This is a genomic window from Brevibacterium sp. 91QC2O2, assembly GCF_024580695.1.
Classification (GTDB): Bacteria; Actinomycetota; Actinomycetes; order Actinomycetales; family Brevibacteriaceae; genus Brevibacterium; species Brevibacterium moorei.
On the sequence record NZ_JANIJY010000004.1, the window covers coordinates 53720 to 78672 of the forward strand.

A 24953-nucleotide genomic window follows, 5' to 3' on the forward strand; every position below is an offset into this window, starting at 1 on the left:
TTGGGGCGCACTCGACTCGCGAGCACCACCGGCAAGGAGTGATGCGGGCCCAGGATGATTGAACTACCTCCGTGCCGGTTTTCCTACACTCTCAAACCGGATGGGCGCCTCATTCTCCGGGCACCTCTTCACCGGGGGCTTCCTCGCCGGGAATTTCCTCATCGGATTCGGCCGGTTCCGCGGGACCGTTTTCCAGGAGCGGACCGTGTTCGAGGAGTTCTTTGAACTGGTCTTCATCGAGCACCGGCACGCCCAGGTCCTCGGCCTTCTTCAATTTCGAACCGGCATTGTCACCGGCGACCACATAGTCCGTCTTCTTCGACACCGAACCCGCCGCCTTGCCCCCGGCGGACACAATGGCCTCCTTGATGCCGTCGCGGGTGAACGCGGTCAGCGAACCCGTGGCCACGATCGTCAGCCCGGCCAGAGTCTGTGGGGCATCCGGGGCACCGCCGGCGGGCGCATCATCGACCATCCGCACACCGGCGGCCGCCCAGCGCTGCACGATCTCGGCGTGCCAGTCCACGGAGAACCAGTCCACCACGGCCTCGGCGATCACCGGGCCCACCCCGTCGACCTCGGCCAGCTCCTCAGCCGTGGCCTGCCGGATCGCGTCCATCGAACCGAAGTGCGCTGCCAACAGGCGTGCGGCCACCGGGCCCACGTGCCGAATCGACAGCGCGTTGAGCACCCGCCACAGCGGCTGGGACTTCGCGCCCTCGATCTGCTTGAACATCTCCAGGGTGTTCTTGCGCGGTGCCGCGGCCTTCTTCAGCTGCCCCTTCTTCTCCCCGCGCAGATAGTATTCCGGCTTCGTATAGAAGTAGTGCAGGCGTTCGACCTCGCCGGTGGGCACCCCGTCCTTCTTCACCTCGCGCTCCACCACCACGCCGGCCAGGTCCTCGACCGTCAGATCGAACAGCGCGGCCTCCGATTTCAGGGGCGCATCCGCCGGCGCATAGGGCTGGGTCAGGGCCAGGGAGGCCTCGTCGCCCAGCATTTCGATGTCGAAGGCCGCCCGCGAGGCCAGGTAGGCCACGCGGTTGGCGATCTGGGCGGGGCAGGATCGGGAGTTGGGACAGCGCAGGTCCTTGTCGCCCTCCTTCTGCTCCACCAGTTCCGTGCCGCAATCCGGGCAGTGGGTGGGCATGACGAAGGCGTGTTCGGTGCCGTCGCGGCGCGCCACCACCGGCCCCAGGATCTCCGGGATGATGTCCCCGGCCTTGCGCAGCACCACGGTGTCGCCGATCAGCACGCCCTTGCGCTTGACCTCGTGCGCATTGTGCAAGGTGGCGCGCTCCACGGTGGAACCGGCCACGTGCACGGGCTCCATCACCGCGAAGGGCGTGACCCGACCCGTCCGACCCACCTGCACCCGGATGTCGAGCAGCTCGGTCGTGACCTCCTCCGGCGGATACTTGAAAGCGCTGGCCCAACGCGGCGCCCGCGAGGTGTATCCCAGGTCCGCCTGGACTGCCAGTTCGTCGATTTTCACGACGATCCCGTCGATCTCGTGGAGCACATCGTGGCGGTGTTCGCCGTAGTACCGGATGTAGTCGTGGACCTGCGCCGGGGTTTCGCAGACCTTGAAATACGGGCTGGTGGGCAGGCCCCAGTCGCGCAGCACACCGTAGACCTCCGACTGGCGCACCGGTTCGGCGTGGTTGTCGTCATAGGGCGTCCAGGCGGCGATGCCGTGGACCAGCATGTGCAGCGGCCGCTGCGCTGTGACCTTCGGATCCTTCTGGCGCAGCGATCCCGCTGCGGCATTGCGGGGGTTGGCGAACGGCGGCTTACCCGCCTCGACCAACCAAGCATTGAGGTCGGCGAACTTCTCCACGGGGAAGAAGACCTCGCCGCGGATCTCGACCTGTTTGGGCGGGAATTCTGTGTCTAGGCGCTGCGGGATGTCCGCGATGGTGCGAACGTTGACGGTGATGTCCTCGCCGGTCACCCCGTCGCCGCGGGTGGCAGCGCGCACCAGCACGCCGTCCTCGTAGAGCAGATTGCAGGCCAGTCCGTCGATCTTGAGTTCGGTCAGGTAGTGGGTGCCCGCCGGGATCCGGCCGGCCACCCTGGCGAACCATTCGTCGAGTTCGGACTCGGAGAACACATCGTCCAACGAATACATCCGGGCAATGTGGTCGACCGCGGTGAACGAGGCCGTGTCGACGGTGCCACCGACGGTCTGGGTGGGCGAATCGTTCTTCGCCAGTTCCGGGAAATCCGTCTCCAGGTTTTCCAGAGCCCGGACCAGGCCGTCGTATTCCGCGTCGGAGATCAGCGGAGCGTCCTGGTCGTAATAGGCGCTGCGGTGCTTCTCGATCTCCGAGCGCAGTGCCGCGGCGTAGCGTTCCCGGTCCGCCGGGTCCATGGCCTCCGGATCGCGGAGGGTGAAGTCTGCGGACGGACTACTCATGTTCTTCCCTAACTGCCTGGCCCAGGTGGGCCGCCAATGCGAACTGGGCGGCGCCATAGCCCGGATCATCCGGCACGGCGCGCACGGGACCGAACCGGCCGGCTGCGACCGGTTCGATACCCGTCAATACTCCTACACCCGTCAGATCGTGCGGGTTCATGCCAAGCCTATGCCAGGGCACTGACACGGCTTCGAGCCATGTCCTGACCCGCCCGGCGCGCAACCCCGCCGACGCCGGCAGGCGCACCCACATCTGGGTTCCCGACTCGTGCGCCCCGGCGATCGCCTCCCACGGCCGCAGCACGGCCTCGGCGTCGCCTGCGGGCAGCGGCACCGCGAGCGCGGTCACCCCGGCGTCTGCGGCCAGGGAGGCGTGTGCGATCGCCTTGCCGCGGATCGTCACGGTGGACAGCCCGGGCAGGGTGAGGATCGTGTCCTCGCCGGTGCGTCCGATGAACGAACGCAGGGCCGCGGCGACCTGACTGTCCGGCACTGCGGGCAGGGCCCGGTAGCCCGAAACCGTTGGCACCCGGCCGGTCAGCAGTTCGTCCAGATCGGGTTCGACCAGCCGGACGCGAGGCCGCGTCCCCAGGGCGCGCTCGTACCGGTCGAGCAGGGCACTGGCCCCGAGGGCATAGGCCTGGACGACGTCGCGTCTGGCGCCGGCATCAGCCAGGGCAGGGTTGCCGCCCGGCAGGCCCAGGCGGCGCAGCAGGGCCCAGGGACCGGGCAGGGTGAGCATGGTGCGCCCGGCGAAACCGGTGCCGTATTCCTCGCAGGCCTCCAGGGTGCGCGCCAGCAGCGATTCGACGCGCGCCAGGTCACGGTCGCGCGAGCCCTGCGAGCTCAAGGTCAGGCGCCAGCCGAAGGAGCCGAGGTCGGCGCTGAGTCCATCGCACAGCGCCAGGGCCGTGCCGATCGGGTCGATCATCCATGCGCTGGAACCGGAGTCCGCTCCCCTGCTGCCCGGCCCGCTCCCGGTGGCCCCACCGGTCCCGGCTGCCGCACGTGTCCCGGCTAGCGTACCGGTGCCGGTTCCCCCACGCGGGGTTCCCCTGACCTCGCGCGCCACGCCGGTCCAGGGCACGGGCGGGTAGCCCATGGCCAGTGCTGCGAAGGCGCCGGAGGCGGCCTGCCGTGGGTCCTCGCCGGGCCACAGGCCGGATGAGGAGGCCAGGATCTCGGGACGGTCCTTGCCCCCTATCAGCTCCTCCCCCATCAGCTGCGGCCCCGGCCGCGCAGGTGCACCGGCGGCACGTCTGGGGCGTCGAGGCCCATGATGCGGCAGTAGAAGCCCAGCTCGCTGCGCAGACTATCCGCGATGTTCTCCACCCGCGTGAAGCCGTGGGACTCGTTCGGATAGAACTCGGCGACGTAGACCTGGCCCTTGTCCTGCAGTCCGGCGATGAGGCGGTGGGCCTGGCTGGGTGGGACGATCGGGTCCTGTTCGCCCTGGAAGATCGCAACCGGCACGTCCAGGTCCGCCAGGTGGTTCAGCGGCGCCAGTTCCGCCAGGCGCTCCTCCCGGTCGGGTGCCTGCGGGTCCACCCCGATCAGCCGCCAGATGTACTGCGATTCGAAGTCGTGGGTCTCCGTGATGAACTTCGACAGTTCCGCCACGCCGTAGTAGTCGCTGCCACAGGCGAACACATCGGTGCGGGTCAGGGCCTGCAGAACAGTCCAGCCGCCGGCCGAACCGCCACTGATCGCCAGCCGGTCCGCATCGGCCGTGCCCTGCCGGGCCAGGCCCTGGAGCACGGTGACGGTGTCGGCGACGTCGGCGAAACCCCAGTGCCCGCGCAGGGCGTCGCGGTAGGCGCGGCCGTAGCCGGTGGATCCGGAGTAGTTGACGTCCACGACGCCGATCCCCCGGCTGGTGAAGTAGGCGTGGTGCAGGCTGACCTGCGGCACCGACTGGCTGGTGGGCCCGCCGTGGACGAAAGCGACGAAGGGAGCGGGTGCGGCGGCGCTGCCCGCTGTGCCCTCCGCTGCGGGTTCCGCATTACCTCCGGCTGCCGCGCCCGCAGCGGGACCGGCTCCCGGCTGCGGGTGGTCGGGGTTATGGGGCGGGTAGACGATCGCGTGCACCCCGTCGATCTCCACCGCATGTCCCTGCGGCAGATAGGACGCGGGCACCGGCAGTTCGAGGCTCAGGGCGAGCGCCTGGGCGCTTCCGACGGTCACGTCGTAAAGGTAGAGCCCGGTGATCCGGTCGGCGGATCCGCCGATCACCAGGGCCAGGCCGTCGCGGTAGTCCTGCAGGGAGAAGGTCTCCAGATCGCATTCGAGGACGTCGTCGGTTCCAGCCCCGTCTGTCCACACCATCTGCGAGGTCCCGAAGCGCGATTCCGCCAGGATCCGGTTGCCGCCCTGCACCGGCAGGTACCAGCGGGTGCCCAGGTTCCACAGGGGTCCACCGATTTCGCCCTCGGTGACCAGGAGTTCGGACTCCTCGGCCGGTTCAGCGGCGAATCCACCGGAGGCGACCTGGAAGAAGGCGGGGGCGGATAGCGAGTACAGCTGCCAGCGTCCACTGCGGTCGGCGATGACGGACAGGGTCGTGTTCGACAGCCATTCGGGTTGCAGCACGGATTCGTCCGCCCGGCCGAACACGGCCACGGGTGCGCTGGCCCCCGCGGTGCCGGGATGGGCGACCAGGTAGAGCTTCGTCTGGTCCCATGGCATGTCCGGGTGGTCCCAGCCGATGAAGCTGAGGAAGCCGTGGTCCGGCGAGATGCGGGGGAAGGCGAGGAAGTGGGGGCCTGCGGCCAGTTCGCGCACAGCCTCCGGGGCCGAGGCCCGGCCCGGGTCCGCGGCAGCATCCGGTTCCGCAGCGCCGCCCGGTTCCGCGGCAGTGGTCCCCTCTGCGACCTCGACGATGGCCCGGGTGACGGTGCCCGCCGCATCGTAGGACTCGCGCACGGCCAGCAGACGTCCGGCCGAATAGTCCAGGTCCCCGTAGCGCACAGCCCGGTCTGTCTCCGGGGTCAGCGCGACGGGCGGGGTACCGGGGTCGGTGACGGGGTTGAACCGGTAGAGGCGCTGATCGGCGGCGTTGACGAAGGTGATGGTGTGGTCGGCGGCCACGGCCCAGGCCCCGCCGCCGTATTCGTGCACCCGAGAGTACGCGGAATAGGGTGCGGGCAGAACGGACACTGCGTCTTCGGCGACGCCGGAGTCATTGGCGAAGATGCCGATCCGGGAGGCCTCGGTGGGGATCCGCTGGGAGTAGTAGACCCGGGTGGCCCCGGGCGGTCCTGCGAACCGGGCCCGGCTCACGGGCCTGGCACCGGCTGCGACGTGTTCGGCGGTGATCGGCGATGCCCAGGATGCGGTGACTGCGTTCTGCGAATCCATGAGCACAAGATTAGCGGGTCCGCCGAAGACGAGAGTACCCTCGGTGGGTGCTCTTCGGGACAGGCCCCCAGAGCCCGCGCATCAGGAGGTTATATTGACCAGCATTCCACTTGAGATCACCATCGACGGTCCTGTCGAACCAGTTTTCGACCTTGTCACGCAGGCGCGCTTCTGGCCCACCTGGCATGTGCTGACCCGCTCGGTGTGCGGGACCGTCAACCGGCCGTTCCTCAAGGGCGACGAATTCACCGAGTACATCAACGGCCCACAGGGCACCGTCGAACTGACCTGGACGGTCAGCGAATACGTCCGGGGCCGGCACGTGACGATCCAGCCGATGGGCTATGAGGCGTCCATCGTCTACTCCTTCGAGGAGGTGCCCGGCGGCACGCGCTTCTCCCGCACCGTGGTCAAGGACGCGAACGGCTCCGATTCGAGCACGGTCACCCCGGAGACCGAACAGGCCTCGATCCGCAATCTCAAGGCATTCGTCGAGGCCGAATTGGCCAAGGAGCGCAAGGGCCTGCGCCAGCACACCGCCTGAGCAACATGAGGGCCCTGAGCAGCACGAAGGCTCAGGCCGGGGTCAGGCGGCTGGCCTTGTCGATCGTCGCCTGGCCCAGCACCCGGGTGCCGGCGTAGACGACCATCGTCTGCCCCGGTGCCACCCCGGACAGGGGCTCGGCCACGTCCACGTGCAGCAGCCTGCCGGCCGGCCGCGGGGTCGGCACATTGTATTCGCTCTGCGGGGCCTCGGCCACAAAATCGCCCAGCCAGACGCGGGCGTCCACCGGTTCGGAGTGCGCGCGGATCTGCACCTGGCAGTCCATCGCGGATTCGGGCCCCGAGCCCATTTCGGCCGGCGCCACGCCACACCAGGTGGTGCGGATGCCGTCCAGGTGGTCGACGGACAGGCTGGCGCGCCCACCCACGGTCACGGTGTTCGACTGCGCGTCGATCCCCGTGACATAGCGCGGTTTGCCGTCGGCGGCCGGGCGCTCCAGGTGCAGGCCCTTGCGCTGGCCGATCGTGTACGTCATCGCACCGTCGTGTTCGCCCAGCACCTCGCCGGACTCGTCCGTGATCAGGCCGGGGCGCATCGGGATCTTATCGCTCAGCCACGCCTTCGTGTCCCCGTCGGGGATGAAGCAGATGTCGTAGCTGTCGGGCTTGTTGGCCACGGAGAAGCCGCGTTCGGCGGCCTCGGCGCGGACATCGGCCTTCGACGCCGAGGCCCCGATCGGGAAGTAGCAGTGGCGCAGCTGTTCGGCGGTGAGCACGCCGAGCACATAGGACTGGTCCTTGTTCATGTCCACCCCGCGGTGTAGTTCGGGGTTGCCGGCGGCATCGAACATGACCTCGGCGTAGTGGCCGGTGGTGATCGCGTCGAAGCCTAGGGCCAGGGCCCGGTCCAACAGGGCTGCGAACTTGATCCGCTCATTGCAGCGCATACACGGATTGGGGGTGCGGCCCTGGGAGTATTCGGCGATGAAGTCATCGACGATGTCCTCCTTGAACCGCTCCGAGAAGTCCCAGACATAGAAGGGGATGCCCAGTTTGCCGGCCACCACGGCCGCATCGCGCGAGTCCTCGATCGTGCAGCAGCCGCGCGAACCCGTGCGCAGGGTCCCGGGCATGCGGCTCAGCGCCAAGTGCACGCCCACGACCTCGTGGCCCGCGTCCACGGCGCGCGCCGCCGCCACCGCGGAATCCACTCCGCCGGACATCGCTGCCAGAATCTTCACCGCTGTTCCCTCTTCCCCATTCGTTCGTCTGTTTCCCTCGCCGCGCTCATCGGCCCGGCCGTACCAGCCCGGCAGTGTCGCGCCCTCGGCACCATGTGCCCTCAGTTCAGCGCATCGCGCATCCAGGCGGGCGTGGCCGAGACCATGCCCGCCTTCCCCGCCTGCGCCACCACCTGCGGCAATACCTCGATAAGACGGTCAACGTCGGCGACCGTCGTTTCCATTCCCAGGCTGAAGCGCTGGGTGGAACGGGCCGCGTCCTCATCGCGTCCCATCATCATGAGCACATGGCTGGGCCGGTTGACCCCGGCCTGGCAGGCCGAGCCGGTCGATGTGTCGAAGCCGGCGAAGTCCAGCAGGAACAACAGGGAGTCGCCCTCGCAGCCGTCGAACACGAAGTGCACATTGCCCGGCAGGCGCTGGGCCCCGCGCGCACCGGACAGGTGCGCAGTGGGGACTGCGGCCTCGACTCCGGCGATCAGGCGGTCGCGCAGTCCGGACAGGTGTCCGGCGCGTTCGTCCACATCGGCCAGTGCCAGGCGCGCAGCGGTGGCGAAGGCCACGGCGGAGGGCACGTTGAGCGTGCCGGAGCGGATCTGGCGTTCCTGCCCTCCCCCGTGCAGCACGGGCACCGGCTTGAGGTTCCGGCCCAGGATCAGGGCCCCCACCCCTACCGGCGCACCGATCTTGTGCCCGGAGATGCTCAGGGCGTCCACACCCAGTTCTGCGAAGTCCACCGGGATCTGTCCGAAGGCCTGGACCGCATCGGTGTGCACGGGAATGCCGTGGGCGTGCGCCAGCTGCGCGATCCGCGCGATCGGCTGGATCGTGCCGACCTCGTTGTTGGCCAGCATCACGCTGACCAGCGCGGTGCGCTCCGGGGCCTCGTCCAGGGCTGCGGCGTAGGCGTCCAAGTCGAGCCGGCCGGCCGCGTCGACGGACAGCCAGACGACCTCGGCGCCCTGGGTCTCCAGCCACTGGGCGGTTTCGATCACCGCATGGTGTTCGATCGTCGACACCAGCAGCCGGGGCCGGGGCAGTTCGACGGTGAAGGTGCCGGGGCGGCCGGGCACGGGCGTGTGCCGGGCGCCGTCATTGCGCGACCACCACAGCCCCTTGAGTGCCTGATTGTCCGCCTCCGTGCCGCCGGAGGTGAAGATGACCTCGCTGGGATCGCAGTGCAGCAGACCCGCCAGGGTGCGGCGGGCGTCCTCCATCGCCAGGCGGGCCGCCTGGCCGTCGGTGTGCAGGGCCGAGGGGTTGCCGATCCGCTCCAGCTCCCGGGTGTAGGCCGCAAGCACCTCCGGCTGGATGGGATGGGTCGCGGCGTGGTCGAAGTATGCGCGCATAACCCATCCAGTTTAGAACCTGGCTTGGTGGACGTATAGCGGACAGCTGAGCGCCGTCGGTCACAGAGGTTCTACAGTGGAGGCCGTGACCACCCCGCAGAATCCCTCCGCCACCGCTTCGACCCACACAGCCCACGATCCCACAGCCCCGGTACCCGAATCACCGGCAGCCACTTCCGTGCGCCGCGTCGCGGTGGCCGCCGGGATCGGCACCGCCGTGGAACTCTACGACTTCATCATCTACGGGCTGGCCAGCGCCATCGTCTTGAACAAGGTGTTCTTCACCCTGGACGATCCGCTGCTGGGCACCCTGGTCGCCTTCGCCACCATGGGCGTGGGCTTCTTGGCCCGGCCGCTGGGCGGGATCGTGTTCGGCCACTTCGGCGATCGGCTGGGCCGCAAGCGGATGCTGGTGCTGACCCTGACCGCCACCGGCCTGTGCACCGCGCTGATCGGCTGCATCCCCGCGGCCGCCACCTGGGGTATGGCGGCTCCGATCCTGGTGCTGCTGCTGCGCCTGTGCCAGGGCTTCTTCATGGGCGGTGAGCAGGGTGGGGCCTTCGTCATGATCACCGAACACGCACCGGCCGGCCGCAAGTCCTTCTTCGGCGGCTTCGCCACCGCCGGCTCCCCGCTGGGCTCCATCCTGGGCACCCTGGCCTTCACTCTGGCCACCGCGCTCAGCGGCGACGCCTTCCTGACCTGGGGCTGGCGGGTGCCCTTCTGGCTGTCCCTGGTCCTGGTGGCTGTGGGCCTCTACATCCGCCTGGGCATCGACGAATCCCCGGAGTTCAAGCGCGTCAAGGCCACCGGCCACGTCGCCCGGTTGCCCCTGGGCCGGGTGCTGCGCACCGCATCCTTCATGCTGGTGGCCGGGATCCTGGTCAATCTGGGCTTCAACCTCACGATCTTCATCGTCAACTCCTTCTCCATGGCCTACGGCACCGAGGCCCTGCACATGGACCGCCAGGACATCCTGACCGCGGGCCTGATCGGCTCAGTGGCCCACCTTGTCACGGTGGTCGGCTCCGCCTGGCTGGCCGACAAGCTGGGGCTGACCCGGGTGATGGCAACCGGCGCGGTGCTCATGCTGCTGTGGGCCTTCCCGTTCTTCTGGCTGTTCGATCTGCGCACCCCGGTCGCGGCGACCATCGCGATCGCCGGGGGCTATGCGATGGGCGGTGTGCTGTTCGGCCCGATGGCCCACTGGTTCACCACCCTGTTCGCCCCCGAACTGCGCTATTCCGGGGTGGCGGTGTCCTACAACATCGGCGCCGTGCTCGGCGGCGGCCTGTCCCCGACGATCGCCACCTGGCTGCTGAGCTCCTTCGGCGGCCAGTCCTGGCCCATCAGCCTGTACCTGTGCCTGGGTGCGGTGTTTGCGGTCCTCGGTCTGTGCATGGCCCGCGGACATGTGCGCCAAGCGGCGTGACCGGACGGCCTGACCACGCGGCGGAGGGCCCACTCCGGTTGATAAGCTGAACGTCGTGCTTACCCTGCTGACCTACACGCTCTATGCCCTTTGCGGCGTGCTCACCGTTTGGGCGGGGGTGCAGGCGATCCGTGACAAACCGGCGAATATGGCGCTCATCGTCTTCACCGGCGTGCTCCTGCTGGGGCTGCTGGTGCAACTGGTCCTGGGCATCGTGCTGTGGCCGCAGGCCGGCGGCACCGACGCCCTGCTGTTCTTCGGCTATGTGCTCACCGCGATCGTACTGGTGCCGCTGGCGGGCGGCTGGGCATTCATCGAACTGACCAGGTGGGGGCCCCTTGTGTTGGCCCTGACCGGGCTGACCGTCATCGTAATGATTGTGAGGATGGACCAGATATGGCTCTGAAGCGCGGGCGCGCTCCCAAGGATCCGGCGCAGACAAGCCCCTACTCCGCGATGCACACCGGCCTGGGCCGCGCCCTGACCGCCGTCTACGGGATCTTCGCCCTGGCCGCGACCATGCGCGCGCTCTCCCAGATCATCCGCGAGTTCTCCGTGGCCCCGGTGTCCTTCATCCTCTCGCTCATCGCCGCGATCATCTACATCGTCGCCACCGTGTGCTTCGTGCGCGGCAGCAAGCGCAGCCATCACGCAGCGATCGCGTGCTGCGCGATCGAACTGGTGGGCGTCATCGCGGTGGGCATCCTCAGCTTCATGGAGCCCCAGCTGTTCCCCAAGGCCAGCGTCTGGTCGGGCTTCGGCGTGGGATACGGCTGTGTGCCGCTGTTCCTGCCCGTGCTGGGCCTGTGGTGGCTCTTCGGCATCGGCAAGCGGGTCGCGGCGCAGGAGGACGGCGCCCAGGACACCGGGACCGAGGCCGCCTGAGGCTTCCGCCCCCTCGTCCCCGGGCGCTGCCACCCGGCCCGGGTCACAGGCGCGCCTGCACCCGGACACCGGTTCAGCCGCGCCGCTGCAGTTGGGCGACCAGGTCCTCGCCCACGGAGCCGAACAGCGTCCGCGCCCAGATCGAATCCCCCTCGGCGTAGGGCCGGCTGCCGTCGTAGAGCCAGTCGGGCTGCCGCCCGGCCGCCAAGTCCTTGGCACAGGCCGCACAGGCCGGCAGCTTCTGGCCAGTGGCCGAAGTGGTGGCCCGCTCGCCGCGCACGGTGGTCTGCGCCGCGCCGTGTCCCGGATCGAAGACGCACAGCGTCTCCCCGCGCCTGATCGCAGCGCGTCGAGCCCTGCTCCCCACTGCTCTGCCCTTCCGCCCGGCCTTGTCCGGCCCCGACCGCGTGGCGCCGGTACGGCCACCGCGCTCGAGCTCATCGAGGTCCCTGCCGGCCAGGTTCAGTAGGACCAGGGCCCCGGCTAGATCCACCCGGCCGGCCTGTGGATCGTCGACGATCCCGGCGGCCAGAGTGTAGGCGTCCAGCCCGTGTTCGACGAGCTCGGCCCGCTGGGCGTCCAGACCGCTGACGTCGAAGTCGCGCAGCCGTCCGGCGATGTGCAGGCTGTCGGCGGAGAGCTCCCGCGCCAGATCACGGCGCTGCAGTTCCCCCGCCTGGTCGAGGATCCGCCGCGGCAGGCGATACGGAGCGGGCGCCTTCCGCCTGGGCGACCGGCGCATCTGCCAGACAACTGCCCCGGCCGCCAGGATCAGCACCGGGACGAGGACCACTGTGAAGATCACCCCCGCTCCGGAATCGAAGATCTCCAGTGGCGATGACGCGGACGAGTGGTGTGAGCCGGTGCCGGTCTTGCGCTCGGGCTTGGTGAAATTCGGATCGCGCAGGGTCTCGACATAGGTCACGGCCTGCACCGGCGGTGGGTCCTGGCTTTCGGTGTCCTGCCCGGCCGCATTCATTCTGGCCAGCACATCGAACCGGTCCGCCGCATCCACGTCGACCTTGCTCCACACGGTGCCGGTCTGCGGCTTCATCACCAGGTACACGCCCTGGCCCTCGCGCGCTGCCGCGACCAGCGTGCCCAGATCTGACACGTCCGAGCGATCCGCCGGCACGATCACCACGTAGACCGGCACCCCGCCGCCGTCCTCCAACGCCTGCTGCAGGGAGTTCACGGTCGTCTCCCTGATATCGGGACGCGCCGCGGGATCAATGTAGAGGGGATCCTCGGCCAGGGATTTCGCGATATCACCGGAATAGCTCAGCGAACTCATGTCTCCGTGTCCTTCCGTCGATGCTTGCCGATGGCGATCAGCACGCCGCCCAGCGCACCACCGGCAAGTCCGCCGATCACTCCGCCGGACAGGGTCCCGCGCAGCAGGCTGGACTGTGAGGCCGATGGGCTGATGCCGAAGGACTCCCGGTCGTGCTTGACGGGCAGACTCCGATACGGCTGCGAATCGTCTTCGTTCCACTCGATATCGCCGGCCTTGGAGACTTCTTCGTGGAGCGCGCCGGCGAAATCAACGGGCGTCCCCGGTTCGCTCGCGGCCCCAGCCCGGGTATAGGAAAGCCGGGGATGCAGCACCTCGAAGCGCGCGGCCTCGTCGTCGGGAGTTCGGCCGGCGGAGGCGATGGTGGCCGAATACCCCGTGGCCACGAAGACGATCCCGTCCTGCCCTCGTTCGGCCAGCCCCGCCGCCAACCGGTTGGCCAGCAACGTGACGCTGCCGCCGGATTCATCCGAGGCGGCCAGGCTCGGCAGTGCGACGTAGATCGGCAGCCGCACGTCCCTGGCGGTGCCGGCCAAGGACGCGCGCTGGGCGGGATCGAGTAGTGCGGCATTGACCGGCGAGACGTAGACGGGATCGTCCTGCCAGTGATCGAGAATGGCGCCGATCCGGGCCCGGTCGTAGTCGTCCGCGTAGCGCCCTGCATCCGCCTGGGACACCGGCAGCGCATGGGTCAGGACGTATTGACTGCCCCCTATGCCCAGTCCCCCGCCGGCCAGGACCGCTCCGAGCACCAGCGCGGATCCGGCTAAGATCCGCCCAACCCGGCTCCTGCCCTGCCGGCTCCGCTCCTTCGCACGCGGACTCGACGCCTTCGCACGGGGCTGCGGGTCAACAGCCGGGCCGTGTGTGCCGGGGACATCGGATTCGATCGGGGCCAAAGATCCCAATCCGGTGTGCGCATAGCCGTCATCGCATTCGAAGTACGGGACCGCCGTGGCGCCGGGCGCCGGTGCGACCAAGAGACTAGCGGGACGCGTACCCGACTCCACTGCGGTTTCGCAGTCGGAACAGGTCGGCACGCTCAGCGCCCCGTGCCGGCTGCGGAACTGCACGGTCGAATCCGCCCGGCCGTGCAGGGGGTTGAAGAAGCAGTGCCCGGTCGGTTCGGCCTCCGGATGGCGGAGCAGTTCGTCCCAGCGCTGGTCCATCAGCCATAGGGCCACCATATCCACGGGACTCAACCCGCCGGCGGCGTGGCGGGCCTGCAGCGCGCCGATCGCCTCCGCGAGCCCGTGCAGCGCGCCAACGGTACGTGCCGCGCGTCCACCGGGGTCCTCGGCCGCCAGCGCCAACACGCGGTCCGCCGGTACTTCGTCATAAGTCCGGCGGATAGCAGCGGAGGCCCTGGAGCGCACCCGACGGGGCAGCTCGGTGGGTTCAAGCACGCCCGCCATCCCCTTGTTGCGGCGCAGGATCACCCAGCTCAGCGCGGCGGCGACCGTGGCCGTCGTCGCGCCCAGCGCCACCAGGTTCGTTCCCGCTTCCTCGGCGACTTCCAGGGTGGACACGGTTTCGCGGGTGAAGCCCCGGTCCGTGTAATCCGCCAGGTCCGGCTTTGGGCCCAGTCCCAGCCAGGCGCGGCCGGCGGCGATGTTGTAGGACATGAAACGCTCCGGATCGGCCAGGAAGTCCCCGCGCATATCCGTGTAGTCGCTCACCCCCACCAGGCGCCCGCTCATCCCCTTCGGACCGGAGGCGTAGACCAGTGGCCGGCCCCGGACCCGGGCGATCTGCTGGTAGATCAGAATCCGAGGTCCGCCGTCGTCCAGTTCGGCAGCACTCAGCAGCCGGCCGACTGCCACATCGCAGCTGTTGAGCGTGGCATTGCGGGGCCGGCCCAGTTCGGGACCGAGGATGATGCGGATGTCGACGTCATCGGCCGTGGCCAAGCGGCGCAGTGTCGCCTCCAGCCCATCGGGCAACCCGGGGCGGACCTCCGGATCGGTCAGGACGGCGGTACCGGCACGCAGCTCGTCTCCATAGAGCGCGTCCAGCGCCCGTGCGAGGGCAGCTCCGATCGCGGTGTCGGTGGCCGCTTGATCGTTCAGGTCGGTCGAGGCCATGGGCTCCAGCCTACCGGAGGGCAGCGCCTCCGCCCGGACGCGCGCGGTCCCTACCCCTGGGTGCGCTTGCCCCGGGTCTTGGCACCGACCATGAACCAGCCGTCACCAGCCGCGCTGAGTTCCGCATCGTCGAGGTCCGAGGGCCGGGAGCCCTGCCCCTTGGCCTGCAGCATGTACGGCAGGGCCACGTCGATGACGACGGTGGAGCGGTTCTTGTCCCCGGTGATGAGCGCCTCGACGTCATTGCCCATGTCGACGCTGGCATTCGTCGAGGCTGTGGCCTCGACGGTGCAGCGGATCTCGCCCAGGGACACAGCACCCTCCCTGGTGCTCAGCGACATGGCGGACAGATCGGCAGCTTCCTCTACGGACTTGCAGGTGACCCCCACGTCCTTGAAGCCGCCCGATTTGGATGCGAGTTTGTCGACATAGGCGCGGAAGTCACTGAAGGCCCTGCCCTCGAGCTGGATTCCCGCCGCTTCCTTCTGCGTTTTGCCCGGCTCCGCCCGCAGGTACTTCAACAGGGCCTCCGTGGCCCCGCGGTCCAGGTCGGTGAACTCGCCGGGGGCCGGCGCCACTGCTCCTGCGGCGTCCGCGGCCAGCTGGGGCGCAGACGCTGCCGGGAGGAAGAGCGATTGCACAACCGACCAGTCACTGGCAGCGGTATCGCGCCGGGCCACCAGGGCCTCCACGGTATCGTCACTGCCCGCGACCTTGGCGAAGGCCATGAACCACATGGGGTAGGCGTCGAAGGAACGGCCACCGGCCACCACCGATTCGAAGGCGCCGGCGCTCAGTTTCTTCTTCTCCGCCTTGGCGATGAGGATTTCGGCCTCCGTGCGGCTGCGCAGCGGTTCGGCCTGGAGCGCGTCGAGGTTCTTCCCACCGTTCTGCAGCGCCTTGTCCAGGCCCTTCACATAGCCGGTCATGAAGTCCCCCGCCTGGCCGGTGGCCAGGGGAACGCGGCTGTAGCTCTTGATGGTGGGGTCGGCGGGCTGGGCCACGGGCAGGGGCGCGCAACCGGAGACGCCGACCACGGTGCCCAGCACCACGGCTCCGGCGGCCACTCCACGCCGCGAGGTGGCGCCGTGGCGCCCACGGCCGGTAGGGGTCGCACGCTCCCGGCCGGCGCCTCGGCGGCCCGAATCAGAACGGCCGGAACCGGAGCGACCGGCGCGATCCGAATCGGACCGACCACGACCGGAGCCCCGGCCCGTCCTCCCGCGCCGGCCAACGGTACGGCGGGCGCGCAGGAAGAAGAACAGGGCACCGCCCAGTGCCAGGACGACCCCGGCGAGGCCGATGATACAGAATGCCAGGACACCGTGGACGGCTATCTGCATGGTCACCGTGGCTCCTTGGAGATCGCCCTTTCCATCGGCGGGGGCGATGACGATGACGTTCGGAGCGGCGTCCAGATCGAAGGTCTGGGACACCTGGCTCCCGGTCTGCTGCTGAATCCACCAGTCACGGCCGGCGGGGGGCACCACCGGCGCTGTGTCCCCGTCGAGTCGCCGGCTCTCCAAGGTGCCCGGCATGGTCCAACCCGTGATCTCCTGGTGGGCGATTCCCGTCAGATAGCTTTCCGAATCGACGCCGTTGGCGGTGCCCAGGAACAGTTCGCGCGAGCCCCCGCCGGATGTCGCCGTCAGGGTGGCCGAGGTATGGGTGAAGGGCACGACCTGTTCGTCCAGGGACACCGCATAGGTGCCGGGGGCCACTGTGATTTCCTTGGCCTCGAGCTTGTCGTCGGTTCCCACCGCCAATAGGGCGGAGATCACCGGCACCAGGATCGCCGCGGCGATGACAAGGCACAGCACGCCCAGCACGGGCCTGATGACGGTCAGTCGTGACACCGGGCCCGCTCCTAGAACAGCGCGCGCATCAGGCGGGCGCGGGCCTTGACGACACGGGCATCGGTGGCGCCGACGACCTCGAACAGATCAAGCAGGCGCAGGCGCACCGTCTCCTTGTCCTCTCCCGTCAGACCGGGCAACAGGCCCAGGAGCCGGTTGAAGGCATCGTCGACGTGGCCGCCGACCACGTCCAGATCCGCGCATTCGAGGGCGGCTGACACGTTCTTCGAATCGTTCGCGGCAGCGGCGCGCACCCGTGCCGGGTCCTGGTCCTTCGTGCGTTCGAGCAGTTCCACACGGGTCAGGCCCAGCTTGGCCTCATCGTCTGCGGGGGCTTCCGCAAGGGCGGCCCGGTAGATCTCCTTGGCCCGGTCCAGATCCCCGGCTTCCAGGGCCGCAATGGCCTCGGGGTGGGCGGGGCCGACGGGCTGTTCGTCCACCGGTGCGTTCGCCGGAACCGCGGTCTTCGTCATCCCCTGCTGGCCGGCCAGCTGCACCAGCTGATCCAGCACGGCCTTGACCTGGGCCTCGGGCTGGGCGCCCTGGAACAGTGGGACCGGCTGCCCCTGGATCAGCGCGATGATCGTGGGGATCGACTGGACCTGGAATGCCTGCTGCAGGCGGGGATTCGCGTCAACGTCGACCTTGCCCAGGACCGCGCGGCCGTGCAGATCGCGCACCGCCCGTTCGATCACCGGGGAAAGCTGCTTACACGGGCCGCACCATTCGGCCCACAGGTCGATGACCACGGGGACCTGGGCGGAGAGCTGCACGACGTCGTTGAAGGTCTCCTCGGTGACGTCGAAGACCAGGTCGGGGACGAGGACCTCGCCGGGCCCGGCCTGTCGCGGTGTGCCGGAGGCCGCGGCACCGCCCGCGGGCGCATCGGCTCCCGCGCGTCCCGGGTGGCGGACGGCGGAGAGGTCCAGGCCCTCCTGGCCGGCAGGTGCGCTACCCGCATTCTGCGGCATCTGAGTCACGTGTTTCTCCTCTGTGCGTAGTTGCTTCGGCAGGGTTGCTTCGGCAGGCGCGGTCGTTCCCCGCGCGGTTATTTCAGCTTGGCGCCGGAGACCAGCTGGTCGGCGCCGATCACAGTGGCCTTGCCCGACTTCGGGATGACCATGACGACATTGCTCGCGATCTCCACCTCGAAGCCCTTCTCGGTCTTCGAAGCGCCCGCCAGTTTGTCATACGGCGGACTGAGCTGGAGCTCACCGGTTTCACCGTCCTTGGATTCGGGCTTGGTCGTCACGGTCTTCGTCACGGTTCCGAAGACCAGTGCCGAGCCGTCGGCGGTCGCCTGAGCGGCCAGGGTCTTTCCGGCCTTGTACGTGTACTCGACCTCTGCGTTGTTCTTCTTCAGGCTCTTGGCCTGATCGGCATCGGCCTTCACCTGGCCCTTGGTGAAATCGTCCGAACCGAATTCGGCCGCGCGGGCCTTCGCCTTCTTGCCCTTGGCCCCCTGGCCGTCCTGCAGCATGGCCGCGTAGTCCGACAGCGCCTTCTTCGGCGTCAGCGCCAGACCGGACTGATTCGGATCCAGTAGCGCCGAGCCCTGCCTTGCGTCGTTGAGCTCCGGGATCTGCGCGCCGGCCAGCAGAGTGGTCTGCGACCACAGCTTGTAGTCATCGCGCGGGGACTCCTGGCTGAGCACCAGGGCCTGGGTCTGCCCGCCGCCGGAGGCGATCACGGTGGTCACCCGCGGCCAGCTCTGCGTGGCCGAGGACGCATTGCGCAGGATCTGCTCACTGGCCACCGCCGCGGGCATCGCATAGCCCTTCTTCGCCTTCTTGGCGTTCTTGTACGCGCGTTCCCGCTGGGCCAGGGCGGGTCCGGCGGCCCGCTGGGCCAGCGCCTTCTTGTCGCGGGCCTTGTCCGCCTTCGCCACCTGGTCGCCGATCGCGCCGAGGATCGAGTCGACCTGTTCGTCGGTCACCACGGCGGGCGCGCTCGAGGGCAGTGGCGCGGGCTGCGCCTTGGGCAGTTCCTCATCGCCGCCACAGCCGGTCAGAGCCAACACCGGAATGCAGGCCGCCGCCAGGCCGCGCGCCAGCCGTCTGCCCACACCGCGGGCCGGTGCTGCGTGATGTGCCGTGTTCCGGTGTGGTGCCACGGCCGTTGCGGAGTTCACTGTCGTATCAGCGTTCACTGTCGTCGCCTCCGGACGTGGAGCTGTCGGGTTTCGTCACGGTCTCGGGTGCCTTCTTCGGAGGTTCGGGTGCCTTCTGTGGAGGTTCGGGGGCCTTCTTCGGGGGCTCAGGGGCCTTGCGCGGTGCCGGGGCCGAGGTTCCCGGCGCCTGCCGGGGCACCGGTCGCTTCGCATCCTCGGCCTTGGGTGCCGGCTTGGCCTTGGGTTCCGACGAGGCCTTGGGCGCCGGCTTGGCCTTGGGTGCCGACGCGCTCGTTGTTGCAGGCTTGGCCTTCGGCGCAGGCTGAGCCTTGGCATCTGCGATCGGGCTCGCCGGTTCCTCGTCCTCGTCCTCGGCGAAGGTCTTCGGAATCGCGCGCTGGGGCTTCGCGGATTTGGCCTGTCCGGTCTCCGGCTTCTGCTCTTTCCCCGGTTTGGCCGCGGGCTTCGCGGGCTCGGACTCACCGGTCTTCTCGGCCGCGGAGGTCTCCGCATCAGCGACCGCGGGTTTGCCGGTCTCCGGCTCCACCGTGTCGGGCTTCGACTTCGCCCCCGCCCACTTCGCGTCCACGGCGGTCGGAGTCGATTCCCCGGTATCCGTCTTCGGCAGGACTGTGGTCGCGTCCTCCGCAGCCGTGCCTGTGGCCGCCGAATCGGCTGCCGTCCCGGCCGCACCATCCACCGTCCCCGCGGCAGCGGCCGCCCCGACCAGGGGGACCTCGGCGGTGACGGTGGAACCGGTCTCGGCCAACCTGCGGCGGCGTTCCTGCCTGCGGGTCCGGCGTGCCCGTTCCTGGCGCGAACTGCGGATGGCCAGAATGCCCAGCACCACTGCGGCGGCCAGGGCCAGGATGCCCAGGACGATCAGCGTCGTGGCCCAGGGAGTGCTGGCGTGGCTGAGCCAGCTGATGCTCACGGAGGTGACCTCTCCGGCCTTGCCGTCGCCCGCCAGCAGGAAGGCGGTACGTCCGGCGTCGTCCTTCCAGGTCAGGGTGATCTCGTCATCCCCGGAATCCTGCTTGGTGAACAGCTCACCACCGGCGGGGTCCGGGACGGAGGTGTCCTTGCCGTCGCCGGTCGTGGTGGCGAGTTCGGTGCTCGACTGCAGGCCGGTGATCCGCGTGACGCGCGTGTCCTCACCCACCCAGGCGTCGATGTTCTCCTTGGACGCCTGCGACACGGTCAGGGGTCCTGTGCCCTTGACCTTCACCGTGGTCGGCACGTCGTAGAGGTTGAGGACGCCCGGTTCGATCACCGCCACAGGGGCGTCAGCGTCGATGTCGGCGCTGGCCGTGATGGTGTCGGAGGGGGCCCAGAACGTCTTCTGGCCAACACCGATGACGCCCAGCACGAGGCCGAGCACAAGGAAGATTGCCGACGCGATGAATCGCACGCTGGTTCCTTCGGGTAGGGACTGAGGTCAGAGCACCATTCTATTGGTCCCGCGTGAGAACTTGCCGAAAACCGTTGCGGCAATCGCCACACACGTACAATGACAGGGTGTCTAAGAACAACTCTGAAAACGACAGGATCGTCTGGATCGACTGCGAGATGACCGGCCTCGAGCTGGGCGTCGACGAACTGATCGAGGTCGCCGCGATCGTAACCGACTTCGAACTGCGGCCGCTGGACGACGGCATCGACGTCATCATCAGGCCCAGCGACGCGGCGCGGGCGCATATGAACGACTTCGTCACCAATATGCACACCACTTCCGGCCTGATCGAGGAATTGGACGGGGGGCTGACGATCGAGCAGGCCCAGGAACAGGTCCTGGCCTATATCAAGCAGCACGCCCCGGTGGCCGGCAAGGCGCCGCTGGGCGGGAACTCGGTGGGCACGGACAAGGGCTTCCTGCAGGTGCAGATGCCCGAACTGGTCGAGCACCTGCACTACCGCATCATCGACGTCTCCTCGATCAAGGAACTGGCCAAGCGCTGGTACCCGCGCGCCTACAACCACGCCCCCGCCAAGACCGGCGGCCACCGGGCGCTGGGCGACATCCGCGATTCGATCGACGAATTGGCCTACTACCGCAAGGCCGTGTTCGTCTCCGAAGGCCCGACCTCGGCCCAGGCCCAGTCGATCGCCGCGGAGCTGGCGGCCAAGACCCAGGGCATGTCGCTCTAGGCTTCAGCCCTTGGCGGCCCTGGCCAGGCGCCCGCCAACGCGCGCGAGCTGCGCCAGGTCGTGCAGCCGCGCATCGTCGAGCGAATCCCAGGAGGCCGCCACGGCAGCGTCCGTCGCGGCCTCCAGTTCCGCGCGCAGGCCCTTGCCCGCCGCTGTCGGCACAGCGGTGTCGTCGTCCGCACCCGCGACCAGGCCCGCCGAGCGCAGGTGGTCGACGGTCTCGGCCCAGACCTCGGCCGTCCAGCCGTGTGCGCGTCGAGCCGCAGCCGGCGGGAAGGGCCCACCGTCCAGACTGTGCAGAATGCTGGCCACAGCACCCGTGACACCGCTGGTGGCAAGCACCGCCCCATGGCTGTCGCCGCGGTACTCCCGTAGGTGCGTGGCGGTGATCCACAGCGCCAGCACCGGGTCCGAGGCGCCCGGGACCTGGGCCAGGGCGGCCCGTGTGGCCGCCGACAGGGGCCGGTAGGTGTCGTCCATGGCCGCCACGACCGGGGCCAGTTCCTCACACAGCCGGGCCGCGTCCGCATCGATCTGCGCCGCGCCGCCGGGCAATCCGTCTTCCGCCGCGCCGGACCGCGCCCGCTCGACGAGGGCCGCGACCCCGCGCAACCGGGCCGCGTGCGCCTGCTGCGGGCTGGTCGTCTCCCAGACCTTCGGCAGGGACCGGCACACGTAGTCGTGACCGAATGCGTAGAACACCGAGGTCACGGCCTCTCCGCCAACGGCCCCCAGCGGGGCCGCGCGCGAGGCCAGGTACTGATCGGAACCGTGCACCAGTCCGGCCGCGGCCAGTTCGGTGCGCAGTTCCGGGGCGAAATAGGACGCGGAGTGGAAGGCGTCGAGGCGCCAGGTGAGCAAGCGGATGTCTTCACTTCTTCGTGAGTCGGTCATAGGCTCACCCTAGAGGCAGACGAACCCGCGGGCAATGCGCGTCCGGCGTGAGAGATATGTCACGGATTCCGGTATAAACCGGGTACTCCCAGCGGTTTTCAAGGCCTTGAACCATAGACTGGAAGTTCAGGTCCGATTGGCATCACGAAAGGCAGACGGTGGAAACCGAGATACCCCTGGGTAAGCGACGCCCGCTCTATCGGGCGTTCGAGATGCTGCCGGCCCTGATCAGCTACACCGCTCTACTGCTGACGATCATCCTGCCGATCATCTCCCCGCGCGTCGGCGCCTACTACGTCCTGGCGATCGTCGCCATCATGTTCTACCGCGCGATCCGCGGCGCCTTCGACCTGGCCCACGGCTACAGCCGGTACAAGCGCGCGGCCCGGGTGGACTGGTCGGCCCGGCTGATGGACATCGGGCTAACGCTCGACGGCAAACGCGTTCCGCCCAGCCCGCCCGGCTCGTTCAAGGTCCACAAGCACCGCGAACTGCTGGATCGGGTCAAGACGAATCCGGATATCTACCCGCACCCGTCGAACCTGCGCCACGCCGTCGTCGTGGCCGCGTACAACGAAAGCTACGAGGTCATCGCCCCGACGATCCGCGGGCTGTGCTATTCAACCACCCCGGGCGATCAGTTGTGCATCTTCTTCGCCTATGAGGAGCGCGGCGGGGACGGCATAGAGGAGACCGCTCAGCGGCTCAAGTCCGAATACGGCCACCGGTTCGGCCACTTCGAACTGGTCAAGCACCCCAAGGACCTGCCGGAGGAACTGGCGGGTAAGGGCGCGAACATCACCTACGCCGGCTACCGGGTGCAGAACTGGGCCGATGAGAACGGTCATGCGTACTCCGATGTCATCGTCACCACCCTCGACTGCGACAACAAGCCCTATGAGAGCTACTTCGACTACGTCGCCTACGAATACATCAAGGATCCGGACCGCAAGCGCCGCTCGTTCCAGCCGATCGCCCTGTATCTGAGCAATATCTGGGACGCGCCCGTCATCACCCGAGTGGTGGCCAGCGCCAACTGTGTCTGGAACCTCACCTCCACGGTCCGCCCGTACACGCTGCGCAACTTCGCCTCCCACGCCCAGCCGCTGGACGCCCTGGTGGAGATGGACTTCTGGACCAAGCGGTCCATCGTCGAGGACGGCCACCAGTACTGGCGCTCCTACTTCCACTTCGGGGGCAACTACAAGGTCCGCCCGATCCACGTGCCGATCTACCAGGACGCCGTCCTGGCCGGAAATCTGAAGAAGACCGCCATTGCGCAGTTCAAACAGCTCAGCCGCTGGTCCTACGGTGCGTCGGACGTGCCGTATGTGGCCCAGCAGATGGCCGATAAGCGCGCACCGTTCTGGCCCTCGTTGATCCGCTTCCTCAGCCTGCTGGAGGGCCACGTCACCGTGGCCTGCGTGTCGCCCATCATCGCCTTCGGCGGCTGGGTGCCCGTGATCATGATGCTGCGCTCCGGCGAGGCCGACGCATTCGTGCGCAACACCCCGTTCCTGATGGGCGTGATCCAGCAGGTCGCGATGGTCTCCCTGCTGACCTCCCTGGTCGTGGTGCTCAACCTGATCCCGCCCAGGCCCGCCAAGTACGGCAGGTTCCGTTCGTTCATGATGCTGGGTCAGTGGTTCTTCTACCCGGCCACCATGCTGATCTACAATTCCTCGACCTATATCTACTCCCAGGGCCGCCTGCTGTTGGGCAAGTACCGGGAGAAGTTCGATGTCACGGAGAAGGCGGTCGTCTCCGAGCCGCAGCGCGACAATGTGCTGCGGCCGGGCAATTCGCCCTTCGACCGGGTCTAGCGGCGCTTTAACCGATCCGGATGCTCACCTTCCTGTCGTAGAGCCGCACAATCGTCTGGGCCACGGCGCCCACCATGATCAGCGCGATGCAGACCAGCGCGAATCCCGGGATGCCCACCGCGCGATAGGACGTGGGTGAGAATCCCAGTGCGACCGATCCCACCAGGGACCCGACCCACCCTGATCCGGTGACGCCCCCGCCCACGGCCGGGACGACGCCGGATGAGAGCAGGACCCACACTGACAGCAGGGCCGTAGCGACTCCCCCGGCCAGACCGCCGAGCACGTCGATCAGCCCGACGACCAACCAGGCGATGAGCAGTCCGGCTGCGCAGAACACCGCCAGGCGGGCGGCCCAGGCGATGAGTTCGGTGGCCCCGTGTGGGAAGAACGGGCCGAATCCCCCGGCCGCACCCGCCCCGGCGGCCCACAGTGCACCGGCGAGAGCGAGCACCACAGCTCCCGCGGTGCACAGCCACATCTTGGCGCTCAGGACCGCGGTGCGAGACAGGGGGCGCTGTCTGCCCCAGCGGCGCCAGGGCCCGAATCCCCACATGCCGATTCCAACGTTCCGGTCCACCACGATCGAGGTCGCAATGCCCAGCACCAGAGCCGCGGCGGCCAGGGCCACCGGCATGGCCGTCAGGGAGGCACTGTGCAGGGAGTACACGTGCCGGGAGGCGCGCAGGTCTGCGGACGCCGGGGCCGCTGCAGCAGAGCCGGGCGCGGCCTCGGTCCCGGTGGATTCGGCCGCTACCAGCGAGGCGTACCGATAGTCCTGTGGCGCTGGGCCCTTGGCCTCGACCACGGTGAAGGCGAAGGCCTGGTCGAAGGCCGTGGCCAGTGCAGCCGGGCTCGCCTTGCACGTCTGCGCCGTTCTGCTGTCCTGGCACGTCCAGCGCTGGGCCTCCGTGTGGATCTGGTCCCGGCTGAACTCGAGGGCCTGGTTCATCACCTGGGTGCGGTATTCGTTCAGGACGAAATCATTCTGGGTCCTGGCCTGTGGGCCGGCCAGCACCTCGACCTTCGCCCGGTACTTCTTCGGATGGGCACCGGCCAGACCCCGCTCGTTCATCTCCGCGAGCAGCGTGCGGGTGAAGTCCTTCGGGAAGACGATGGCCAGCGCACTGGTGCCGTCGGCCACCTGGGCGCGGGCACTGGCAGGACTCATCACGCGCTCGTGCGTTGCGAAGTCCGCGGCCACCGCGCCGGTCTTGAGGCGCTCGGCGAATTCCTCGGCGAAGCTCAGATGATCGGTCATGGCACTTTGCAGGGCGGGCATCTCCATCGGCTCATCGTCGATGCCCACGGCGATCGTGAAGTCCGGATGGTCGGCCGGGGCCTGCCCACCCGCACGATCCCGCTCCCGCTGTTCGAGTTCGGCATCGTGGGCCGCGAACTGCGCATCGCCACGGGCCGCGGCAGCCGGGACCAGCAGCAGCGCGATGAGCAGGCCCACGGCGAGCGCTGCCAGCACGGGAATGAGTGCGGTCCAAGCGCGATCCCGCAGGATCAGGCGCACTATACCGAGGGTTCGTCTCATAGCCCTAAGATCTC

General features: G+C 68.6%; 19 protein-coding genes. 6 read left to right on the forward strand and 13 right to left on the reverse strand.

Annotated features, from left to right (window positions below; all coding sequences use genetic code 11):
* Positions 1-109: 109 nt before the first annotated feature.
* From ligA to NQ036_RS04800, 3 genes are read right to left on the reverse strand one after another with little or no spacing between them, the layout of a single operon-like run.
* On the reverse strand, positions 110-2419 hold the full coding sequence (gene ligA, locus NQ036_RS04790) for an NAD-dependent DNA ligase LigA (protein ID WP_373566579.1): 2310 nt from the start codon (positions 2417-2419) through the stop codon (positions 110-112).
* Positions 2412-3638, reverse strand: coding sequence for a hypothetical protein (locus NQ036_RS04795; RefSeq protein ID WP_257057365.1), 1227 nt, complete (start codon positions 3636-3638; stop codon positions 2412-2414). The genes ligA and NQ036_RS04795 overlap by 8 nt, the downstream gene beginning before the upstream one ends.
* The gene (locus NQ036_RS04800; RefSeq protein WP_257057367.1) at positions 3638-5776 is read right to left on the reverse strand and encodes a S9 family peptidase; all 2139 of its coding nucleotides are present in this window, start codon (positions 5774-5776) and stop codon (positions 3638-3640) included. Before NQ036_RS04800 ends, NQ036_RS04795 begins: the two co-directional genes overlap by 1 nt.
* A 94-nt stretch (positions 5777-5870) precedes the next feature.
* On the opposite strand from NQ036_RS04800, the gene NQ036_RS04805 reads away from it, so the two are divergent.
* Positions 5871-6320 carry an SRPBCC family protein gene (locus NQ036_RS04805; RefSeq protein ID WP_257057369.1) on the forward strand — a complete coding sequence of 150 codons (450 nt, stop codon included), beginning with the start codon at positions 5871-5873 and terminating at the stop codon, positions 6318-6320.
* 31 nt (positions 6321-6351) lie between these two features.
* Here NQ036_RS04805 and mnmA read toward each other — a convergent pair whose 3' ends face one another.
* Positions 6352-7521 (reverse strand): tRNA 2-thiouridine(34) synthase MnmA, encoded by a 1170-nt coding sequence (gene mnmA / locus NQ036_RS04810; protein ID WP_257057371.1) that lies wholly within the window; start codon positions 7519-7521, stop codon positions 6352-6354.
* Between the two features lie 101 nt (positions 7522-7622).
* Positions 7623-8870, reverse strand: coding sequence for a cysteine desulfurase family protein (locus NQ036_RS04815; RefSeq protein ID WP_257057373.1), 1248 nt, complete (start codon positions 8868-8870; stop codon positions 7623-7625).
* 85 nt (positions 8871-8955) lie between these two features.
* Here NQ036_RS04815 and NQ036_RS04820 point away from each other — a divergent pair, with 85 nt between their 5' ends.
* Genes NQ036_RS04820 through NQ036_RS04830 form a run of 3 tightly spaced genes read left to right on the forward strand, consistent with a single transcriptional unit; the run spans position 8956 to position 11187 of the window.
* Positions 8956-10302, forward strand: a complete 1347-nt coding sequence (locus tag NQ036_RS04820) for an MFS transporter (RefSeq protein WP_257057375.1) — start codon at positions 8956-8958, stop codon at positions 10300-10302.
* Positions 10303-10357: 55 nt separating this feature from the next.
* The gene (locus tag NQ036_RS04825; RefSeq protein ID WP_257049134.1) at positions 10358-10708 is read left to right on the forward strand and encodes a hypothetical protein; all 351 of its coding nucleotides are present in this window, start codon (positions 10358-10360) and stop codon (positions 10706-10708) included.
* The gene (locus NQ036_RS04830) at positions 10699-11187 is read left to right on the forward strand and encodes a hypothetical protein (protein WP_257049133.1); all 489 of its coding nucleotides are present in this window, start codon (positions 10699-10701) and stop codon (positions 11185-11187) included. Before NQ036_RS04825 ends, NQ036_RS04830 begins: the two co-directional genes overlap by 10 nt.
* Before the next feature lie 73 nt (positions 11188-11260).
* On the opposite strand, the gene NQ036_RS04835 is transcribed toward NQ036_RS04830, so the two are convergent.
* The 6 genes from NQ036_RS04835 to NQ036_RS04860 all read right to left on the reverse strand — a co-directional run bounded on the left by NQ036_RS04835 (position 11261) and on the right by NQ036_RS04860 (position 19942).
* Positions 11261-12481, reverse strand: coding sequence for a hypothetical protein (locus NQ036_RS04835; RefSeq protein ID WP_257057377.1), 1221 nt, complete (start codon positions 12479-12481; stop codon positions 11261-11263).
* Positions 12478-14565, reverse strand: coding sequence for a hypothetical protein (locus NQ036_RS04840; protein WP_257057379.1), 2088 nt, complete (start codon positions 14563-14565; stop codon positions 12478-12480). Before NQ036_RS04840 ends, NQ036_RS04835 begins: the two co-directional genes overlap by 4 nt.
* Positions 14566-14615: 50 nt before the next feature.
* On the reverse strand, positions 14616-16421 hold the full coding sequence (locus NQ036_RS04845; protein WP_257057381.1) for a hypothetical protein: 1806 nt from the start codon (positions 16419-16421) through the stop codon (positions 14616-14618).
* 11 nt (positions 16422-16432) lie between these two features.
* Positions 16433-17392: a tetratricopeptide repeat protein gene (locus tag NQ036_RS04850; RefSeq protein ID WP_257049200.1), complete on the reverse strand. Its 960-nt coding sequence runs from the start codon at positions 17390-17392 to the stop codon at positions 16433-16435.
* Positions 17393-17469: 77 nt separating this feature from the next.
* On the reverse strand, positions 17470-18570 hold the full coding sequence (locus tag NQ036_RS04855; RefSeq protein ID WP_257057383.1) for a hypothetical protein: 1101 nt from the start codon (positions 18568-18570) through the stop codon (positions 17470-17472).
* Positions 18560-19942 (reverse strand): hypothetical protein, encoded by a 1383-nt coding sequence (locus NQ036_RS04860; RefSeq protein WP_257057385.1) that lies wholly within the window; start codon positions 19940-19942, stop codon positions 18560-18562. The genes NQ036_RS04855 and NQ036_RS04860 overlap by 11 nt, the downstream gene beginning before the upstream one ends.
* A 107-nt stretch (positions 19943-20049) precedes the next feature.
* Here NQ036_RS04860 and orn point away from each other — a divergent pair, with 107 nt between their 5' ends.
* Entirely contained in the window at positions 20050-20679 is a 630-nt protein-coding gene (gene orn, locus NQ036_RS04865; RefSeq protein WP_257057387.1) for an oligoribonuclease, read from the forward strand.
* Between the two features lie 3 nt (positions 20680-20682).
* On the opposite strand, the gene NQ036_RS04870 is transcribed toward orn, so the two are convergent.
* Positions 20683-21573, reverse strand: a complete 891-nt coding sequence (locus NQ036_RS04870) for a hypothetical protein (protein WP_257049126.1) — start codon at positions 21571-21573, stop codon at positions 20683-20685.
* 158 nt (positions 21574-21731) lie between these two features.
* Between NQ036_RS04870 and NQ036_RS04875 the strand changes: the two genes are divergently transcribed.
* Positions 21732-23396 carry a hypothetical protein gene (locus NQ036_RS04875; RefSeq protein ID WP_257057391.1) on the forward strand — a complete coding sequence of 555 codons (1665 nt, stop codon included), beginning with the start codon at positions 21732-21734 and terminating at the stop codon, positions 23394-23396.
* A 7-nt stretch (positions 23397-23403) separates the two neighbouring features.
* Here the strand turns inward: NQ036_RS04875 and NQ036_RS04880 are convergent, their stop codons facing one another.
* A complete protein-coding gene (locus NQ036_RS04880) occupies positions 23404-24939 on the reverse strand; it encodes a hypothetical protein (protein WP_257057394.1) in 1536 nt (511 codons plus the stop codon).
* Positions 24940-24953: the final 14 nt, after the last annotated feature.

Excerpts from the sequence above, each read along its gene's own strand:
- NQ036_RS04815 (WP_257057373.1), bottom strand. The coding sequence starts at position 8,870 with ATGCGCGCATACTTCGACCACGCCGCGACCCATCCCATCCAGCCGGAG.
- NQ036_RS04880 (WP_257057394.1), bottom strand. The coding sequence starts at position 24,939 with ATGAGACGAACCCTCGGTATAGTGCGCCTGATCCTGCGGGATCGCGCT.
- NQ036_RS04795 (WP_257057365.1), bottom strand. The coding sequence starts at position 3,638 with ATGGGGGAGGAGCTGATAGGGGGCAAGGACCGTCCCGAGATCCTGGCC.
- NQ036_RS04870 (WP_257049126.1), bottom strand. The coding sequence starts at position 21,573 with ATGACCGACTCACGAAGAAGTGAAGACATCCGCTTGCTCACCTGGCGC.
- ligA (WP_373566579.1), bottom strand. The coding sequence starts at position 2,419 with ATGAGTAGTCCGTCCGCAGACTTCACCCTCCGCGATCCGGAGGCCATG.
- NQ036_RS04840 (WP_257057379.1), bottom strand. The coding sequence starts at position 14,565 with ATGGCCTCGACCGACCTGAACGATCAAGCGGCCACCGACACCGCGATC.
- NQ036_RS04835 (WP_257057377.1), bottom strand. The coding sequence starts at position 12,481 with ATGAGTTCGCTGAGCTATTCCGGTGATATCGCGAAATCCCTGGCCGAG.
- NQ036_RS04830 (WP_257049133.1), top strand. The coding sequence starts at position 10,699 with ATGGCTCTGAAGCGCGGGCGCGCTCCCAAGGATCCGGCGCAGACAAGC.
- NQ036_RS04850 (WP_257049200.1), bottom strand. The coding sequence starts at position 17,392 with ATGCCGCAGAATGCGGGTAGCGCACCTGCCGGCCAGGAGGGCCTGGAC.
- NQ036_RS04800 (WP_257057367.1), bottom strand. The coding sequence starts at position 5,776 with ATGGATTCGCAGAACGCAGTCACCGCATCCTGGGCATCGCCGATCACC.